Raw genomic sequence first — 18,586 nt, forward strand, 5'->3', positions numbered from 1 at the left:
GTTCTGTCGTCGATGAGAGACAGGGAGCTGTGATGACGCAGATCGGCATCGTGCGTGAGCAGGACGGTGAGACGCGGGTCGCCGCGACGCCGCAGACCGTGGGAGCGCTGCGCAAGATCGGCTACGACATCGTGGTCGAAGCGGGGGCGGGCGTCGCATCCGCCTATCCGGATGCCGCGTACGCCGAGGCCGGCGCGCAGATCGTCACAGCTGAGGATGCCTGGGCGTCGCCGATCCTGCTGAAAGTGAACGCCCCCACGGATGCCGAGATCACCAGGATCGCTGACGGCGCCACGCTCATCGCGCAGCTGAGCCCGAACCTGCGCCCCGAACTGCGGCAGGCGCTCGCGACCCGGGGCATCACGGCGCTCGCACTCGACGCGGTACCGCGCATCTCACGCGCGCAGTCGATGGACGTGCTCAGCTCGATGTCGAACATCTCGGGCTACCGCGCGGTCGTCGAGGCGGCCAACGAGTTCGGCCGATTCTTCACCGGCCAGGTCACGGCGGCGGGCAAGGTTCCGCCGGCCAAGGTGCTCGTCGCGGGTGCCGGCGTGGCCGGTCTCGCGGCGATCGGCGCGGCATCGAGCCTCGGCGCGATCGTGCGGGCGACCGACCCTCGGCCCGAGGTCGCCGACCAGGTGAAGTCCATCGGCGGCACCTACCTCGACGTCATCGTGCCAGAAGAGCAGAAAGAGGTCTCGAGCGACGGCTACGCCAAGGCCACCAGTGAGGCCTACGACCGCCGCGCGGCCGAGCTGTACTCCGAGCAGGCGGCCGACGTCGACATCATCATCACCACCGCGCTGATCCCGGGCCGCGCCGCTCCCCGCCTCATCACGGCGGCGGATGTCGCGAGCATGAAACCGGGAAGCGTCATCGTCGACATGGCCGCGGCCCAGGGCGGCAACGTCGAGGGTTCGGTGGCGGGCCAGCGCGTCGTCACGTCGAACGGCGTGATCATCCTCGGCTACACCGACCTCGCTGGCCGCCTGCCCACGCAGGCGTCGCAGCTGTACGGCACCAACCTCGTCAACCTGCTGAAGCTGCTGACACCGGGCAAGGACGGACGACTCGTCCTCGATTTCGATGACGTCGTCCAGCGGTCCGTGGCGGTCGTTCGCGACGGCGAGGAGACCTGGCCGCCACCACCGGTGCAGGTGTCGGCCGCGCCGGTCGCGAAGGCTGCCTCTTCGACCGCCGAGCCCGTGGAGGCGAAGAAGAAGCCCCTCTCCGCCGGGGCGAAGGTCGGCCTGATCGCGGCCGGCATCGTCGCCCTCTTCCTGGTGAACGCGTTCGCCCCGGCGCCGCTGCCGCAGCACTTCACGGTGCTGATGCTGTCGGTCGTGGTCGGCTTCTACGTCATCGGCAAGGTCTCCCACGCGCTGCACACGCCGCTCATGAGCGTCACCAACGCCATCTCGGGCATCATCATCGTCGGCGCGATCGTCCAGATAACGACGCCCAACCTGCTGGTGCAGATCCTCTCCGCAGTCGCCGTGCTCGTGGCATCCATCAACATCTTCGGAGGGTTCGCGGTCACCCGCCGAATGCTGAAGATGTTCTCGAAGGGAGCAGAGCGTTGAGCGCCCTGGAGATCTCCGCGTCCGTCGCCGGCGCCGCCTACATCGTCGCCGCGCTGCTGTTCATCATGAGCCTGGCCGGACTCAGCCGTCACGAGTCATCGCGCGCCGGCGTCACCTACGGCATGGTCGGCATGGCCATCGCTCTCGTCGCGACCATCTGGGTCACCCTGCAGGGAGCCTGGGGGCAGCCGCAGGCGATCGTCGGTCTCGTGCTGCTGCTCGTCGCGATGCTCGTCGGCGCCGTGATCGGGCTGTGGCGCGCTCGCAGCGTCGAGATGACCGGGATGCCGGAGCTCATCGCCCTGCTGCACAGCTTCGTCGGTCTCGCCGCCGTCCTCGTCGGCTGGAACGGGCATCTGCACGCTCCCGGTCTCACCGGCGCTCTCGCCGATATCCACCACGCCGAGGTCTTCATCGGCATCTTCATCGGTGGCGTGACCTTCACCGGGTCGATCGTCGCGTTCCTCAAGCTGTCCGGCCGGATCTCGTCAAAGCCGCTGATGCTGCCGGGCAAGAACGTGCTGAACCTCGGCGCGATCGTCGTGTTCATCGCACTCACCGTCTGGTACGTGGTGATGCCGTCGCTCGTGCTGCTGATCGTCGTCACGCTGCTCGCGCTCGCGCTGGGTTGGCACCTCGTGGCATCCATCGGCGGTGGCGACATGCCCGTGGTCGTCTCGATGCTCAACAGTTACTCGGGTTGGGCGGCGGCCGCTGCCGGATTCCTGCTGAACAACGACCTGCTGATCGTGACCGGTGCGCTGGTCGGATCTTCCGGTGCGTATCTGTCGTACATCATGTGCAAGGCGATGAACCGGTCGTTCATCTCGGTGATCGCCGGCGGATTCGGGATCGCCGCTCCGACATCGGACGACGTCGACCACGGCGAGCACCGCGAGGTGGATGCCGAGACCGTCGCCGACATGCTCGCGAACGCCTCTTCGGTCGTCATCACCCCGGGCTACGGCATGGCGGTCGCGCAGGCGCAGTATCCGGTCGCCGAGCTGACGCAGAAGCTGCGGGATCGCGGCGTGGACGTGAAGTTCGGCATCCATCCTGTCGCCGGTCGCCTGCCCGGACACATGAACGTGCTGCTCGCCGAGGCGAAGGTGCCGTACGACATCGTGCTCGAGATGGACGAGATCAACGATGACCTGGCATCCACCGCCGTCGTCCTCGTGATCGGCGCGAACGACACCGTCAACCCGGCCGCCGCGGAGGACCCGTCGAGTCCCATCGCGGGGATGCCGGTACTGCGCGTCTGGGAGGCCGAGAACGTCGTCGTCTTCAAGCGCTCGATGGCTTCGGGGTACGCCGGAGTGCAGAACCCGCTGTTCTTCCGCGAGAATGCGCAGATGCTGTTCGGCGACGCGAAGGAGCGGGTGGACGACATCCTGCGGGCGCTGTAGTCGGCCGGCCGCGGGCGTCCAGGTACGCTCGGGGCCATGAAACTCTCCGGCTGGCGGTTCGTTCGCGTGTTCCACTGGATCGCGCCGGCGCTGCTGGTCTTCCTCATCGTCTTCGGCCGAGGATTCTTCGGCGCCCCGCTGGGATGGATGACGGCGATCGGCATCTTCATCGGCCCACTGGTCGTCATCGCGATGTACGTTCCGCCGATCATCGTCGTCTTCGACCGCGACGCGAGGGCAGGTCGCAGCACGCGGCTGTTCTACGACATCGCGAGCTGGGTCACCTGGGCGGCGCTGCTGGTCATGATGTTCACGCTCGAAGACGGTGGCGACGCGCCACCCTTCGGGTCCGTGGTCTCTACGTGGGGCTGGATGAGCAGCGAGGCGTCGTCTGTCGTGTTCGCGTCCGCGGTCGTGGTCGCGTTCGTCGGCTGGCTCGCCACGCTCGCGGCGGCCGTCGCCGGCGTCGTGCAGTCGCGGACCGCGTAGTCACGGCGCCCTGCGCGAGACATCACTTCCTGCGCGAGACATCACTCCTGCAGTGGTTTCTCGAGCGGATGATGATGTCTCGCGGATGGCCCCTACCGCCCGGTGAACTCCGGCTTCCGCTTCTGCTGGAAGGCCGCGAACCCCTCGCGGTAGTCGGCGGTGTCGCGCAGGGCCGCCTGGTTCTTGTTCTCGACGGCGACGGCATCCCACAGTGCGAGGCGCTCGTCGCGCAGTCGGGCGACGAGCCTCTTGCTCGCGAGGAACGATTGCGTCGCGCCGACGGCGGCTCGGGATGCCGCATCCTCCGTCGCTTGCTGAACTTCAGAAGCCGGCAGCACCTGCGAGAACAGTCCTGATTGCACGGCCTCGGAACCGCTCATGAGCCGGCCCGTGTAGATGAGGTCGAGGGTCTTGTGGGCACCGAGGCGCTCGAAGAACAGCGCATGGCCGCCGGAGTCGAGCGTCGCGCCGAGCGCGGCGAACGGCGAGCCGATCTTCGCGGTGTCGGCGACGTAGACGACGTCCGTGGCGATCAGCAGACCGAGCCCGATGCCGAGGCATGCGCCGTGCGCGGCGGCGAAGGTCGGAGCGGGGAACGCCGACATCTTCTGCAGCAGCGGGGTGACGCGGTCGCCGAGGAATCCGACCACATCGTCGGTCGCGGGGTCGACGCCCGCGATATCGCGGCCGGCGCAGAACCCTGGCCCTTCGCCGCGCAGAACCAGGGCGCGCACGCCGGCCGTCTCGGCGTCGTCGTACGCCGTTCCGAGATCGTCGAGTGCTCGGGCATCCAGCGCGTTGCGCTTCTCGGGTGCGTTCAACACGACGTGCGCGACGTCGCCGGTGATGGTCAGGTCGATCACGGTGACTCCTCAGGCGTCGTAGTCGACGACGACTCTCTCAGTGGTCGGGTGGGACTGGCAGGTCAGCACATAGCCGTTCTCGATCTCGTCCGGCTCGAGCGCGAAGTTCTGGGTCATGCGAACCTCGCCGGAAGTCAGGCGCGCGCGGCACGTTCCGCACACCCCTCCCGCGCACGCGAACGGCACGTCACCGCGGACGCGGAGCGCAGCATCCAGAATCGCCTCGTTGGCCGCGACCGGAGATTCGACTGTCGACGACAGGCCGTCGAGCGTGAACTCGATCGTGCGGAGCTCGTCGCCCTTGTCGATCACGACCGGTCGTCCTCGGTCGACACGCGGGCCGTCAGCGTCGCTCGTGAACAGTTCGTAGCGGATGCTGTCAGCCGGCACTCCGCGCGCCTCGAGCGTGTCGCGGCACAGGGCGACGAGGTCGAACGGCCCGCACAGGAACCATTCGGTCACGCTTTCGGGAGGAATCAGCCCGTCCAGGATCGCGCCGAGCTTCTCGGCGTCGATGCGTCCGGAGAGGAGGGGAGCCGTGCGCTGCTCGCGCGAGAGCACGTGGTGCAGGGCGAGCCGCGACGGGTAGCGGTCCTTGAGGTCGGCGAGGTCGTCGAGGAACATGACGTCCTGCGTGGCGCGGTTCGTGTAGACGAGGCTGAACTGCGCTGTCGGTGAGGATGCCAGCACGTGAGCGGCCAGCGCCATCATCGGCGTCACGCCGGAGCCGGCGGCGATGCCGGCGATGTGCGCGTGGTCGAGGTCGGGGAGGTTCGTCGTGAATCTGCCCTCGGGGCTCATGACTTCGATGCGGTCACCCGGCTTGAGGTTCTCGTGCGCCCACACCGAGAACAGCCCGCCGAGGTCGCGCTTGATGCCGACCGAGATGCTGCCATCCGTCGGCGGGCGGCAGATCGAGTAGCTGCGACGCACCTCGTGCCCCTCGACGTGGGCGCGCAGCGCCACGTACTGGCCGGGCAGGTACTGATAGTCGTCGTGCAGTTCGGACGGAACCGCGAAGGTCACCTCGATGCTCTCGGCGGTCAGCGGCCGGACGTCTGCGACTTCGAGCTCATGGAAGCGTCCGCGGCGACGGGTGGGTGCTGTCGTGTTCATAGGACTTTGAAGTGGTCGAAGGGTTCGAGGCAGGCGCGGCATTCGTAGAGCGCCTTGCACGAGGTGGACCCGAAGCGGGAGACCTCGCGGGTGTCGATCGATCCGCAGCGCGGGCACTTCACGGCGAGGCGGAGCCTGATCGGTCCCTGCCGCACCGCCGCGCGGCCGTTCGGGGGAGCGATGCCGAACTCGGTGAGCTTGCGCTTGCCGGCATCCGTCATCCAGTCGGTCGTCCACGCCGGCGACAGCGTCGTTCGCACGTCGACCGCGCCGAAGCCGGCGGCGGTGAGCGCGAGGACCACGTCATCGCGCATGGTGTCGAGGGCGGGGCATCCGCTGTACGTCGGCGTGAGCGTGACGGTGACGCGGTCGCCCTCCACCGCGACGTCTCGCAGGACGCCGAGGTCTTCGATCGTCAGGACGGGAACCTCGGGGTCGGTGACGGTCGCGGCCACGCGCCACGCCTCTTCCCGTCGTGTCGTCGTCGTCACCATGTCGCCCCCGGATGCTGCCTGGCGAGCACCTGCATCTCGGCGAGGATGCGCGAGAGGGCGGGGAAGTGGCTGCCGCGCCGCCCGCCGGCGGACGACGGCTGGCCGTCAGGAACGTCGAGTTCGGCCTCGGTGAAGACCGTGTCGATCGCAGCGTCGAATCCGGCTCGAAGCGTCGACGGACGCACGGCGATGCCTTCGAGCTCGTCGATGAGCGGCTCGTCGCGGAACAGCTCGTCGACGTACGGCCACACCGCGGCGACCCCGGCGATCATACGGCGGCGCGACTCGTCGGTGCCGCCGGCGAGGCGGAGCGTCCACTGCACGGCGTGGTCGCGGTGATAGTCGACCTCCTTGAGCGACTTCTCAGCGATCGCCGCCAGGGTCACGTCGTTCGAGAGGCGCAGTGCGGAGTACAGCTCGAAGAGATACGCGGATGCCGCGAGCTGCCGCGCGATCGTCTGTGCGAAGTCGCCGTTCGGCTGCTCGAAGAGCCAGGCGCTGCGGAACTCCGGCTCATCGCGGAAGTAGGCCAGGTCGTCCTCGGTGCGCCCGTCGGCGGTGCCGGCGTAGCGGAGCAGGGAGCGCGCGTGGCCGAGCAGGTCGAGAGCGATGTTGCCCAGCGCGACGTCCTCTTCGAGTTCGGGGGCTCGGGCGATCCAGGCGCCGAGCTGCTGCGACAGGATCAGCGCGTCGTCGCCGAGCCAGAGCGCGTACTCGGCGACCTGTTTCGTCGCAACCGCGTCGGTGTCGCCTGCGAGCTCGGCGCTGAGCTCGAGTTCGTCGACCGTGACGGCGCCGTGCGGGTCGTCGTGCGAGTCAGCGTGCGTCACAGGTGCGGCACCCCCTCGGATGCGGTGTAGTACACCGCATGGCGGTAGTTCTTGCCCGCCGGACTCTCGAAAAATGAGCCCTTCGCGTCAGGGTCGCTCGCGGTGATGGCATCCGACGGCACGACCCAGATCGACGTGCCCTCGCCTCGGCGGGTGTACAGGTCGCGGGCGTTGCGCACCGCGAGCTCGGCATCCGGAGCGTGCAGGGAGCCGGCGTGCACGTGGCTCATGCCGCGGTTCGCGCGGACGAACACCTCCCAGAGCGGCCAGGTCTCTGCGCCTGAAATCTCAGCACTCATGCCGCCATCTCATCACGCGCCGCCTGCTTGCGCGCGTACTCGGCCGCGGCCTCACGGACCCATGCGCCTTCTTCGTGCGCCTCGCGGCGTGCGCGCACGCGTTCGGCGTTCATCGGTCCGCGCCCGGCCAGCACCTCGAAGAACTCGGTCCAGTCGATCTCGCCGCCGACGTACTCCTGCTTCTCCTCGTCGAAGTGCAGCTCGGGGTCGGGAAGGGTGATGCCGAGGATCTCGGCCTGCGGAACCAGCATGCCGATGAAGCGCTGGCGCAGGTCGTCGTTCGAGAAGCGTTTGATGTTCCACGCCATCGACTGCGCGGAGTTCGGGGAGTCGCCGTCGGGCGGCCCGAACATCATCAGACTCGGCCAGTACCAGCGGTTCACGGCATCCTGCGCCATCTCGCGCTGCGCCGGCGTGCCCTGCATCAGAGTCAGCAGGATCTCGAAACCCTGTCGCTGGTGGAACGACTCCTCTTTGCAGACGCGGATCATCGCGCGACTATAGGGGCCGTACGAGCAGCGGCAGAGCGGCACCTGATTCACGATCGCCGCGCCGTCGACGAGCCAGCCGATCGCGCCCATGTCGGCCCAGGTGGGGGTGGGGTAGTTGAAGATCGAGGAGTAGCGCGCGCGGCCGGTGATCAGCTGGTCGGTCATCTCGTCGCGGGTGATGCCGAGGGTCTGCGCGGCCGAGTACAGGTAGAGGCCGTGCCCGGCTTCGTCCTGAACCTTCGCCATGAGGATCGCCTTGCGCTTCAGGCTCGGCGCGCGGGTTATCCAGTTGCCCTCCGGCTGCATGCCGATGATCTCGGAGTGCGCGTGCTGGCCGATCTGCCGGATGAGCGTCTTGCGGTAGGCATCCGGCATCCAGTCGCGCGGTTCGATGCGCGAGTCTGCGGCGATGAGCTCGTCGAAGCGTCGCTGCTCGGCGCTCGTCTCGTCGGCACTGATCTTTTCGGCGCTGGCCGTCTCGGTGGTTTCCTCGGTCACGGCGACTCCCTCGTCTTTACTGACCGTGCGTTCAGTAATTCTCGCACATACGCGGGAATCGCGCATCATCAGGGAGGCGCCTCGCGGCTACCCGGTTCGAATCCGGGGGCGCGGAACGCCGGCGGTGTGCCACAGCTGGTCGCGGTCCCACCACCTCGGCCCCCTGACCTCGGGCGCGCCGTGGTTCATGCGGATGCGCCATTCGGAGAGGTGGAGGTTGCGGTGGTGCCACCAGCACAGCAGGACGCCGTTGTCGGTGTGGGTCGGGCCGCCGTCGGCATGTTCGGTGACGTGATGGATCTCGCACCAGGATGCCGGGACGGTGCAGCCGGGGATGATGCATCCGCCGTCGCGGAGGGTGATCGCGCGCCGTTGGAGGGCGTTGAAGATGCGAGCAGTGGTGCCGAGGGCTGCGATGCGGCCGTTGTCGTCGAACAGGACGCGTTGGATGCCACCTGCACAGCCCGTCTGCGCCGCGACGCGGGAAGGGATGCGATCGCCGGTGTTCATCACGGTCGCCCACCCGCTGCCGGTGGCGTAGTCCTCGGCGGTGACGGTGACGACGAGGGTGGGTGCGGCGCCGCCGATGTCGGGGAACTGCCCCGCGCGTGCGGCGGCGTTCACGATCATCGCGAACGCGTCGTGCATCTTCTGTGTGCGCGTGCGCTCATCGACCCGTGCTTCACCATACGATTCGCCGTTCGGGGTGAACTCGTCGTCAGGACTCACTTCGAAGTGCACGCCGCCCGGCAGGCCGCCCCTGGTCGCGTCGTCTGGCCCGGCGACGCGGGGGTTGAGGATGCTGTCCTGCACCAGCTGCAGTTGCCCTGCCACCTCGGGCATGATGTCACCCCGAATCGGAACGCGACCATTTCGCTCACGCCCGATGAAGAAGCTGCGTCCCCGCGCCGCGGCCTTGTCTGCCGGCTCCGCCCCGTCGGGATCGAGATACGCGACCAGCACGCGCGACAGCATCCGCAGATCCTCCGGCAATGGCAACGGTGCCGTGCCTGTCTGCCTGTCGTCGTGGTCGCGGATGATTCCGCAGGCGAGGTCGGCGAGCTGACGGTCCGCTTCAATCCTGTCGTCGTCGAAGATGCGGTCGCGGGATTGCTCCAACGGCTCGATCGCCGCCAGAAGCCCGGCGACGCCGACCGCTCCCGACACCATCGCCTGACGCAACTCCGGGTAGCGGGCGGGCACGAACTCGCCGCTCGACATTCCCCGGTTGCGGGTCAGGAGGCGGGCGGTTTTCACGATGCGGTTCGCGTCGCGGGTTTCCGAACGGGTCAGGACGCGCACCAGGTCGACCGGCCGCGTCCACCCGTACTTCAGGGTGATCTTGTCGTCGCGCATCGGTGCCGAGCGCTCGAGCACCTGCACGGTCGCCTCGACCTGCAGTCCTTCGATCCGCTTCTGGATGCGACCGCTGGCTTCGAGGAGGGCGGCGATCTCAGCATCCGAGAGGTCGGGAATCTCTTCGCGTCCGAACGCATCACTGCTCGCCTCGTCGAGAGACCTGTCCAGGTCTTCGAGGTGAGCGACGATGCTGTTCATACCTCCATCCAACACGGGGCCACCGACATTCCGACCCGCAGAATCGGCCGATCAGAGGACTTTTCTGAAGAATATTGGTCGCGCTGCAGATATTGGCAGCCGCTACTGATTTCGACGGCTACGTCACGATTCGTGGCGGCCCCTGTCTCGCCGGAGACGTGCGGACTGCATTCACCCGGGCCCGTCAGCCGGTGCTCCGGAAGGTCGCCGCGGCGAACATTCCCACCGCGGGGACCGTGTTGATACTCAAGCCCGGTTGCAGAACGGTCGCAATGATCAGTCCTACCGTGGCGACGATCCCCACGACCCGGGACGGTCGCCGGGGAAGCACCAGGCTGATCAACCCAGCGACCGCGCCTAGCGCACTCGCGATGGCAGCTGGCCCAACCACATGTGCCCAGTAGCCCGGGCCCGACATTGGCGCGTACGCGGCCTGGACCAGTTCGTTTGATCCGTACCAAGTCCACCCGAGAATCCATGCGATGGATGCGGACGCAAGGAGAACGAGAACCAAGCGTGCCGCTCGATCGTGATGCACGAGCAGGGCGACGAGCGATCCGGCCAGCACGGTGAGGAACCACATCGTGCCGAGAACTACTGTTACGCCGAGATACCCGATCCCGTCGCTGCATGTCCAGGTGTCCGCGCCCTCAGAGCCTGGCTGCCCCATGCCGCAGTTGATGTGCAACTGCTCTCGCACCAAGGACACTGCAGCGAAACCGAGCATGAGAGCGAGCATCCCGCTGCCGAGCACGCACCATCCAGCCGCAAGGCGTTGCTTAGAAGATGCAGCCGCGCGCGCATTGCTGAGGCTCGCGAATGTATGAGTGTCATCCATGTGTGGGCGACCTTAGCAATGGAGTTCGTCTCCTTCGGTTGGCTCCGCTCAATCGGGATCGTTGTCGAGCGGCCATCGGGGCAAGGAGCCCACGTCAGGCGTCCGAGCGCTCTGTCACTGCCCACCGAGCACGATCGCAAGCGTCGCCGCAAGCATCAGACCCCAGGGAAATCGATGTGCGTTCCAGTCGGAGCATCTCGGACCTCGTGGTGGTCACGGCCCGAGAGTAGAGGAAATCCTATCGACGGGCGACTACATTGACGTGCTGGGCCAGCGCATTGAGTTCGTCCGGGGTGACGACGGCAGCCCAGGGTTCTAACCCTTCGACCCGGTGAAGCAGTCCACACCCAGGGGAGCCACCACCACGCAGTCATGCTTGGCTGAGTCGTAGTACTCCACGCCCTCCGGCAGCACGGGACCAGGCTCACCAATCAGCGCGCGGTAGTCATTGGGGCAGCCCTCGGTGCCTCCGCACTTGAAGCCATCCGGATAGATGAGCCAAAGGGCGTGCCCCTCCTTCGCCCAGTCAGGCAGCTCGGTCAGGTAAGTCGGGGTCGGCGTGGGGTCGGCCGTGGACGTCGGCGCCGGGTCTGCTGTCGGTGCATCCACCGCGCTGCATCCGGTCAACGCGGTGACGGCAAGAGCCAGCGCGGCAAGGACCGTGGCAGGCTTGGCTACGCGAGGCATGACGCCATATTGGCATATGTGCAGCTCCAAACCGTCCATCGCGACGCAGCAGACCAGGCGGCAGATGGTGCGCTGCTGCCCCAATAACAAGCGCCCGTCGTACTTGAGAATCGATCCGCGAAACTGATCCGGCCGAAACGTCGTTGCGACGATCTCGACAGGGCTGTCGCGCGTGCATCCAGGAGGAACGAACTGCGCCGGCTACTCCTTCGCAACCAGCGTCAGCACGTCGTACGTCGCGACGGTCTCGTCGTTCTGATTGCGGATGACGGCATCCCAACGCACCTCTCCATACTCGTCGGTCTCGCGGGGCGTGATCTCCTTGGCGGTCAGCTCGACGCGGATGCTGTCACCCGGCGACACGGGAGTGATGAAGCGCAGGTTCTCCAGCCCGTAGTTCGCGAGAACCGGACCGGGCTCAGGGTCGACGAACAGCCCGGCGGCCCACGAGACGAGCAGGTAGCCGTGCGCGACGCGCCCGGGGAAGAACGGGTTCGCGGCTGCCGCCTCCTCGTCCATGTGCGCGTAGAACGTGTCGCCGGTGAAATGGGCGAACGTCTCGATGTCGTCGAGCGTGACCTCGCGGGATGCCGAGGCGATCCGGTCGCCGATGCGCAACTGTGCGAGCGACTTCCGGAACGGGTGGGTGCCGTCGTCGATCGCAGCCGCGCCCGCGTGCCACACGCCGGTGATCGCGGTGAGCATCTCCGGCGACCCCTGCACGGCCGTCCGCTGCATGTGATGGAGCACCGCACGGATGCCGCCCAGTTCCTCGCCGCCGCCGGCGCGGCCGGGCCCGCCGTGCACGAGCCCCGGCATCGGCGATCCGTGACCGGTGGAGGAGCGGGCGTCGTCACGGTCGAGGAACAGCACGCGGCCGTTCCACGCGGCGACCCCAGCCATGATGGCGGCCGCGAAAGCAGAGTCGTGCGTCGCAATGCTCGTCACCAGCGACCCGCCGCCGCGGGCGACGATGTCGGATGCCTCTGCCACTGTGTCGTAGGTGATCAGCGACGACACCGGACCGAACGCCTCCACCGTGTGGACGGCGTCGGCGCCCGCGTCGTCGAACCGCAGCAGTACGGCGTCGAAGAACGCGCCGTCGCGCGCCGGCACGTCGACCGATCCGACCACGATCCGCCCGCCGCCCTCGACGAGTGCCTGCACCTGCCGCAGCACTTCGTCGCGCTGCTCGAGCGAGACGAGCGGCCCCATCGTGGTGCCCTCGTCACGCGGATCCCCGACGACCGTCTTGGCTTCGATGCGGGTGCGCACGGCGTCGACCACAGCATCCGCCTGACCGGTCGGAACGATCGCACGACGGATCGCGGTGCACTTCTGGCCGGCCTTCGTCGTCATCTCGACGACGAGCTGGCGGACGTACGCGTCGAACTCCGGCGTGCCGGCGACGGCGTCGGGTCCGAGCACCGAAGCGTTGATCGAATCGGTCTCGGCCGTGAACCGCACCCCGGACGGTGTGCGGTTGCGCAGCGATGCTGCCGTGGATGCACTGCCGGTGAAACCCACGACGTCGCCCAGACGCAGTTCGTCGAACAGCGTCGGCACGCTGCCGCTCACGAGCTGCAGCGACCCGGCGGGCAGCAGGCCCGACTCGACGAGGATCCGCACCATCGCCTCGGTGACGTACCCGGTCGGGGTGGCCGGCTTGATCAGCGACGGCATGCCGGCCAGGAACGCCGGCGCGAACTTCTCCAACGGCCCCCACACGGGGAAATTGAACGCGTTAATCTGCACCGCGACTCCCGGGAGGCGCGTGTAGATGTGCCGACCGAGGAAGCTGCCGTCCTTCGACAGCGGCTCGACAGCGCCGTCGACGTACACGTGCGCGTTCGGCAGCTCACGGCGTCCCTTGCCCGAGTACGCGAACAGAACGCCGATCCCGCCGTCGATATCGACCCACGAGTCGGCTTTCGTTGCGCCCGTGAGCGCGGAGAGCGCGTACAGCTGATCCTTGCGCTCCGTCAGGGCGAGGGCGAACTGCTTCAGCAGCAGCGCGCGCTGGTGGAATGTCAGCTCGCCGAGCGACGCCTGCCCCACCGTGCGGGCATGCTCGAGGGCGCCGGCGAGATCCAGCCCCTCCGTGCTGACGCGGGCGACCACCTGACCGGTCGATGCATCGCGCACGGCGGTCGCGTCGCCGGCGGGGGAGCCGGGGGTCCACCAGGCATCCTGCAGATAACTCGGCAGGATCGTGGTTCCGGCGTCGGTGGAGCCGGGCATCTCCGTCGTGGTCACTGACGTCATGAGTTCTCCAGAGTCGAGTTCGGCCAGGTGTAGAAGCCTTCGCCGCTCTTGCGGCCGAGCTTTCCCTCCGAGACGAGCTGCCGCAGCAGCGCTGGAGGGGCGAAGCGTTCGCCGAGGGTCGTCTGCAGTTCCTCGGCGATGCCGAGGCGCACGTCGAGTCCGACGATGTCAGTGGTGCGCAGCGGGCCGACCGGATGCCGGTACCCGAGCTCCATCGCGCGGTCGATGTCCTCCGCCGACGCGACTCCGGATTCGAGCATCCGGATCGCCTCCAGCGCGAGCGCGACGCCGAGCCTGCTCGACGCGAAACCCGGGGAGTCGCGCACGACGATCGGGGTCTTGCCGATGAGTTCCACCCAGCCGCGCGCACGCTCGACGAGTGCGGGGGCGGTCGCAGCGCCCTCGACGATCTCCACCAGGGCGGATGCCGGGACCGGGTTGAAGAAGTGCAGACCCAGCACCTGTGCTGGTCGGGCGAGGGAAGCAGCCAGGTCGTCGATCGAGATCGATGACGTGTTCGTCGCGATCGCGGCATCCGGGGCGGCGCCCTCGATTCGCAGGAGAGCATCGACCTTGAGCGTCCGGTCCTCCGGAACAGCCTCGACGACCAGCTCGCAGTCTGCGAAGTCCGCGATGTCACAGCCGACGTGCACAGCGGAAGCCAGGTCGTCGGCGCCGAGCGCCGTCGCCCCGCGCTCCACCGACCGTCTGATGCTCTCGCGGATGCGCTGACCCGCGGCATCCGCAGCCTCGTCGTCGCGTTCGACGACCACGACTTCGCAGCCGGCCAGCAGGAACGCATGTGCGATGCCGGCGCCCATCCGGCCGCCTCCGAGAACCCCGACCTTCACCGGCGCCCCTTCCGCTCGAGGAACTCCGTCATGCGGTGCATCTTCTCCGGGCTCTCGAACAGCTCGGCCTGGAGATCCCCGTCGATGGCCGGGTGCGCGTCCCGCGGTGCTCGCAGCGCCGTCTTCGTGTGCCGGATCGCGAGCGGATCGGCCGCCGCGATGCGATCGGCGATGGCGTGCGCCGCAGGAAGAAGGTCGTCAGGGGAATGGATGCCGGACACCAGCCCGACGGCCAGCGCATCATCGGCGGTGAGCGTCCGCCCGGTCAGCAGCATCTCCGACGCGAGACCGTCGCCGATGATCTCGCGCAGCCGCCAGGTCGCGCCGGCCGCGGCAATGATGCCGAGATTCGGCTCCGGATTGCCGATCTTCAGGTGAGGTGTCGCGATGCGGATGTCGGCGGCGTACGCGAGCTCGGCTCCGCCGCCGAGGGCGTAGCCGTCTAGCGCCGCGATCACTGGCATGGGCAGCTCGCGAATGCGGATGAAGGCCATCGCGTTGATGCCGCGATGCGCGTCCTCCGCCCGGCGGGCACGCAGCTGCGCGATGTCGGCGCCTGCGGCGAAGTCGTCGCCGTTGCCGGTGATGATCAGGGTGCGCGGCTCGACTTCGAGCTCGGCGCACAGCAGATGCAGGGCCTCGATCATCTCGCGATCGATCGCGTTGCGCTTGTCGGGGCGATTCAGCCGCGCGATGACGCGATCGGGACGGCGATCGACGAGGAGTGGCGCGTCGTCCATCGTTCCTCCTGACAGCATCGTCGGATCGTGATATTTTCTGAACGCTCGTTCAGTAATAGATTATCGCAAGGATGCCGCCACCCGGCAATCGCCGGAACTCGCGCACGCGAACCTGCCAGACTGGAACCGATGTCAGACCCCGACCAGACGCCCGTCCGCCGCGGACGCCCAGGCTACGCCCGCGAACAGATCCTCGAGATCGCGGTTCAGGTATTCATCGAGCAGGGGTACGACGCGACCTCTGTGGCATCGCTCGCATCGCGCCTCGGGCTGTCGAAGTCGGCCCTGTACCACCACTTCGCCTCCAAGGAGGAGGTGCTCGAGGTCGCGCTGGACGAGGCGCTCGGCGGGCTCGAAGGAGTCCTGAGCGGTGTCGGCGACGGCTCGGCGCGCGATCGGTTGGAGCACGTGCTGCGCGGCGCGGTGCTCGTGCTCGTCGACAAGCTCGCCTACGTCACCCTTCTGCTGCGAGTGCGGGGCAACAGCGACGTAGAACGGGCTGCCCTCGAGCGCCGACGCGCGTTCGACCGCACGGTGACGGCGCTGGTCAGGGCCGCTCAGGCCGAAGGGACCGTGCGCAGCGACATCGATCCGTCGGTCGCCACGCGCCTGCTGTTCGGCATGGTCAACTCGATCGTCGAGTGGTACCGGCCGAGCGGCGGTGAAGGAGCGCAGGAGCTCGCGCGCGACGTGCTGGCCGTCGCCCTGAACGGGCTCGCCAAGCACTGACGCCTACGCCGAGGCGATGACGGTCTCGGCCAGCGGGCGGCGGACGCGGGGAGCGACCTCGCGCTGCTGCAGCTTCTCCGAAAGGGCAGACGCGTCGCCGATCTCGCCGAGTGCGATCACGGAGATCGGGGCGAACCGGTCTGAAACACCGGGAAGCGCGCGCAGCGCGTCGCGCTCGATCCCACCCATCTGGTGCACGAACAGACCGTCCGCATGGGCCTGGACCGACAGGTGCGCCACAGCCTGACCCAGGTCGTACTGCGCCCACGGCCGCGGGTTGCCGTCGGCATCCGATTCCTCGGCGAATGCGGCGATCAGCACCTGCGCGTCGCCCGCCCACTCGCGGTTGAAGCCCATCAGGGCGGCATCGATCGCGGCGTGCAGGTCGGTGCCCCGTCGGGCGACGATGAAGCGCCACGGCTGGGTGTTGCTGGCGGACGGCGCCCATCGTGCTGCCTCGAGAGCCGCGGCGAGCTTGTCCTCGTCGATCGGAGTCGACGGGTCGAAGGCGCGCGGACTCCAGCGCGTGGAGAGGACGTCGAGAAGCGGAACGGAGGTGGAAGCCGCACGCTCGAGGGTCGGAGTGCTCATGGGGGCCTTTCGGGGTCTGATCTCTGCTCAGACCCCGTCGTCCGCGTGACTCAGGATAGAACGGTCGCATGCATGCGCATATTCCCGTGTCGCTCCGTGACAGGATGCGCGGCCTCAGCCGCGCAGCGCCTCCCGGAACTTCACCCGCGCGCCCATCTTCAGCAGCGAGTTCTCGTAGATCTTCGCGCCGAGCAGGATCACGACGACGCACGCGACGAGCATGATCGCCAGCGACGCCAGCGGCTCCCACCACTCGGCCTCGTTGAAGAACAGCCGGATCGGCATCCCGACCGGTGCTGAGAAGGGCACGTACGAGAGCACGGTCATCACGACGGGGTTGTCGCCGAAGAAGATGACCAGGAAGTACGGGATCATCGTCAGGTACATCACCGGGGTCATGGTCGCGCCGACGTCCTCCTGCCGCGAGACCATCGACCCTGCGGCGGCGAACATCGCCGCGAGCAGGATGAACCCGAACAGGAAGAACACCGCGAACCAGATCACCGGTCCGCCGAGACCGGCGAGGATCTCGGTCTGACCTGTGACGATCAGTCCCACCGTTCCCACCGCCACGAGCAGCAGGATCTGCGAGATGGCGAGGATCGTGTTGCCGAGGACCTTGCCGGCCAGCAGCACGCGCGCCGGGATGCTCGAGAGCAGGATCTCGATGACGCGCGTCTGCTTCTCCTCGACGACGCTGGTCGCGATCGGGGTTCCGAACATCATCGCGGCCATCATGAACACGAGTCCGAACGCGATGCCCAGGATGTAGCGGAACGGTCCGCTCGCGGAATCCGGGTTGAGCAGCTCGACCTCCGGCGAAGCCGACAGCGCCATCAGCAGACTCTGCGGAGCCTCCTTGTCGGCGATGATCACGAGCCCCGTGGCCGAGGACGGGTCGTCGATGACCGCCGCATCGACCTCGCCGGATTCGACGAGCGCCGTGGCCTCATCGCGGCCTTCGACCTCGGTCACGTCGTACCCGCCCATGTCCTCGAGGGCGGATGCCGTGGCCGCCGTCGCCGCGATCGGCGTCGAGCTGGGGTTCGCCGACGAGATGCCGGCCCAGATCACGCCGCCCAGCGCGATGAGCAGCAGGATCGCCGTGGAGATCAGATACGCCTTGCTGCGCAGCTTGGTGCTCAGCTCGCGCTCGGCGACGAGCCAGACGCCCTGCCCTGTGGAGACGGCGGTGGGAACGGGAGAGGCGTTCACTGGATGACCTCCTTGAAGATCTGGGCGAGGGTGGGATGCTGCGGACCGAACTTGCTGACGTCGCCGTCCTGCAGTGCCCGCCGGAGGACCCGCTGTGCCGTGGCGGGGTCGTCGACGTCGAACACGGCGCTGCCGCCCTCGAAGTCGACGACCGTCACGCCCGCCTCGTCGCGCAGCCATCCGACGTCGCCGCTTCCGCTGAGCTCCCACCGCGGTGCGGAGTACTGCTCACGCAGCTGATCGCGAGGGCCGGCGGCGCGGATCGTGCCGCCGGCGATGATGACGAGATCGTCGCAGAGGCGCTCGACGACATCGAGCTGATGCGATGAGAAGAGAACCGAGACTCCTCGCGAAGCGCGCTCCTGCAGCACGCCGGCGACGGTCTCGACCGCGATCGGATCCAGGCCGGAGAACGGCTCGTCGAGGATGAGAACCTCCGGTTCGTGGACGAGGGATGCCGCGATCTGCGCCCGCTGCTGATTGCCGAGCGAGAGCGATTCGATGTTGTCGTTCAGCCGCTCCTCGAGCCCGAGCTCGGTGAGGAGCGCTGTGGCCTTGGCCGTGGCATCCGCTTTGGAGAACCCGTGCAGCCGCGCGAAGTACACGACCTGCTCGAGCACTTTCATCTTCGGGTAAAGGCCGCGTTCTTCGGGCATGTACCCGAACTGTCGACGGATGTCGCCGGTGAGCTGCTCGCCGCCGAGGGTGACGGTGCCGCCGTCCGAGGCGAGCAGTCCGAGGATGATGCGCATGGTCGTGGTCTTGCCGGCGCCGTTGCCGCCGACGAAGCCGGTGAGCTGGCCGGAGTGCACAGGGAATGAGATGTCGTCGAGTACGCGCCGAGAGCCGTAGCTCTTGGTGACGCTGTTCAGCTGCAGGGTTCCTGAGGGCATGCTTTCACGCTACGGAGCGGCCGGTGTCGCGGCATCCCCCCTGGGGCGGATATCGTCGGTCAGCCTCGAGACGGATTCGATCGATTTTGCATGCGCAGGAATAAGTTGTTCCGACAAGCGTTAGGGCTGAGGAAAGCATCCAGGC

Annotated in this window: 19 protein-coding genes; 4 read left to right on the plus strand and 15 right to left on the minus strand. The window is 67.8% G+C overall.

The features are described 5' to 3' along the window. Positions 1–32: 32 nt before the first annotated feature. From LQZ87_RS06070 to LQZ87_RS06080, 3 genes are read left to right on the plus strand one after another with little or no spacing between them, the layout of a single operon-like run. The gene (locus LQZ87_RS06070; protein WP_230102571.1) at positions 33–1,586 is read left to right on the plus strand and encodes a Re/Si-specific NAD(P)(+) transhydrogenase subunit alpha; all 1,554 of its coding nucleotides are present in this window, start codon (positions 33–35) and stop codon (positions 1,584–1,586) included. 11 nt (positions 1,587–1,597) lie between these two features. Next, positions 1,598–2,995, plus strand: a complete 1,398-nt coding sequence (gene pntB, locus LQZ87_RS06075; protein ID WP_337459000.1) for a Re/Si-specific NAD(P)(+) transhydrogenase subunit beta — start codon at positions 1,598–1,600, stop codon at positions 2,993–2,995. Positions 2,996–3,031: 36 nt separating this feature from the next. Next, a complete protein-coding gene (locus LQZ87_RS06080) occupies positions 3,032–3,484 on the plus strand; it encodes a hypothetical protein (RefSeq protein ID WP_230102572.1) in 453 nt (150 codons plus the stop codon). Positions 3,485–3,576: 92 nt separating this feature from the next. On the opposite strand, the gene LQZ87_RS06085 is transcribed toward LQZ87_RS06080, so the two are convergent. The 12 genes from LQZ87_RS06085 to LQZ87_RS06140 all read right to left on the minus strand — a co-directional run bounded on the left by LQZ87_RS06085 (position 3,577) and on the right by LQZ87_RS06140 (position 15,013). After that, entirely contained in the window at positions 3,577–4,347 is a 771-nt protein-coding gene (locus LQZ87_RS06085; protein ID WP_230102573.1) for an enoyl-CoA hydratase-related protein, read from the minus strand. A gap of 9 nt (positions 4,348–4,356) precedes the next feature. Then, complete coding sequence (paaE, locus tag LQZ87_RS06090) at positions 4,357–5,463, minus strand: 1,2-phenylacetyl-CoA epoxidase subunit PaaE (RefSeq protein ID WP_230102574.1); 1,107 nt, start codon at positions 5,461–5,463, stop codon at positions 4,357–4,359. Then, positions 5,460–5,957, minus strand: a complete 498-nt coding sequence (paaD, locus tag LQZ87_RS06095; protein ID WP_230102575.1) for a 1,2-phenylacetyl-CoA epoxidase subunit PaaD — start codon at positions 5,955–5,957, stop codon at positions 5,460–5,462. Before paaD ends, paaE begins: the two co-directional genes overlap by 4 nt. After that, complete coding sequence (gene paaC, locus LQZ87_RS06100) at positions 5,951–6,787, minus strand: 1,2-phenylacetyl-CoA epoxidase subunit PaaC (RefSeq protein ID WP_230102576.1); 837 nt, start codon at positions 6,785–6,787, stop codon at positions 5,951–5,953. Before paaC ends, paaD begins: the two co-directional genes overlap by 7 nt. Continuing rightward, positions 6,784–7,086, minus strand: coding sequence for a 1,2-phenylacetyl-CoA epoxidase subunit PaaB (paaB, locus tag LQZ87_RS06105; RefSeq protein WP_230102577.1), 303 nt, complete (start codon positions 7,084–7,086; stop codon positions 6,784–6,786). The genes paaC and paaB overlap by 4 nt, the downstream gene beginning before the upstream one ends. Continuing rightward, positions 7,083–8,036: a 1,2-phenylacetyl-CoA epoxidase subunit PaaA gene (paaA, locus tag LQZ87_RS06110; RefSeq protein ID WP_230102765.1), complete on the minus strand. Its 954-nt coding sequence runs from the start codon at positions 8,034–8,036 to the stop codon at positions 7,083–7,085. Before paaA ends, paaB begins: the two co-directional genes overlap by 4 nt. 126 nt (positions 8,037–8,162) lie before the next feature. Continuing rightward, entirely contained in the window at positions 8,163–9,632 is a 1,470-nt protein-coding gene (locus LQZ87_RS06115) for an HNH endonuclease signature motif containing protein (protein ID WP_230102578.1), read from the minus strand. A gap of 184 nt (positions 9,633–9,816) precedes the next feature. Next, positions 9,817–10,359 carry a hypothetical protein gene (locus tag LQZ87_RS06120; protein ID WP_230102579.1) on the minus strand — a complete coding sequence of 181 codons (543 nt, stop codon included), beginning with the start codon at positions 10,357–10,359 and terminating at the stop codon, positions 9,817–9,819. Between the two features lie 426 nt (positions 10,360–10,785). Further along, the gene (locus LQZ87_RS06125; protein ID WP_230102580.1) at positions 10,786–11,157 is read right to left on the minus strand and encodes a hypothetical protein; all 372 of its coding nucleotides are present in this window, start codon (positions 11,155–11,157) and stop codon (positions 10,786–10,788) included. A gap of 201 nt (positions 11,158–11,358) precedes the next feature. Then, a complete protein-coding gene (paaZ, locus tag LQZ87_RS06130) occupies positions 11,359–13,422 on the minus strand; it encodes a phenylacetic acid degradation bifunctional protein PaaZ (RefSeq protein WP_230102581.1) in 2,064 nt (687 codons plus the stop codon). Further along, positions 13,419–14,273 (minus strand): 3-hydroxyacyl-CoA dehydrogenase family protein, encoded by an 855-nt coding sequence (locus LQZ87_RS06135; protein WP_290368250.1) that lies wholly within the window; start codon positions 14,271–14,273, stop codon positions 13,419–13,421. The genes paaZ and LQZ87_RS06135 overlap by 4 nt, the downstream gene beginning before the upstream one ends. Further along, entirely contained in the window at positions 14,270–15,013 is a 744-nt protein-coding gene (locus LQZ87_RS06140; protein ID WP_230102582.1) for an enoyl-CoA hydratase/isomerase family protein, read from the minus strand. The genes LQZ87_RS06135 and LQZ87_RS06140 overlap by 4 nt, the downstream gene beginning before the upstream one ends. Positions 15,014–15,142: 129 nt before the next feature. On the opposite strand from LQZ87_RS06140, the gene LQZ87_RS06145 reads away from it, so the two are divergent. After that, positions 15,143–15,742: a TetR/AcrR family transcriptional regulator gene (locus LQZ87_RS06145; protein ID WP_230102583.1), complete on the plus strand. Its 600-nt coding sequence runs from the start codon at positions 15,143–15,145 to the stop codon at positions 15,740–15,742. Positions 15,743–15,745: 3 nt separating this feature from the next. Here the strand turns inward: LQZ87_RS06145 and LQZ87_RS06150 are convergent, their stop codons facing one another. The 3 genes from LQZ87_RS06150 to LQZ87_RS06160 form a co-directional block, all read right to left on the minus strand. Then, entirely contained in the window at positions 15,746–16,333 is a 588-nt protein-coding gene (locus tag LQZ87_RS06150) for a nitroreductase family protein (RefSeq protein ID WP_230102584.1), read from the minus strand. A 114-nt stretch (positions 16,334–16,447) separates the two neighbouring features. After that, on the minus strand, positions 16,448–17,548 hold the full coding sequence (locus tag LQZ87_RS06155; protein ID WP_230102585.1) for an ABC transporter permease: 1,101 nt from the start codon (positions 17,546–17,548) through the stop codon (positions 16,448–16,450). Further along, positions 17,545–18,441: an ATP-binding cassette domain-containing protein gene (locus tag LQZ87_RS06160; RefSeq protein WP_230102586.1), complete on the minus strand. Its 897-nt coding sequence runs from the start codon at positions 18,439–18,441 to the stop codon at positions 17,545–17,547. Before LQZ87_RS06160 ends, LQZ87_RS06155 begins: the two co-directional genes overlap by 4 nt. Between the last annotated feature and the right edge of the window lie 145 nt (positions 18,442–18,586).

Source organism: Microbacterium sp. Bi121 (assembly GCF_918698005.1).
Taxonomy (GTDB): domain Bacteria; phylum Actinomycetota; class Actinomycetes; order Actinomycetales; family Microbacteriaceae; genus Microbacterium.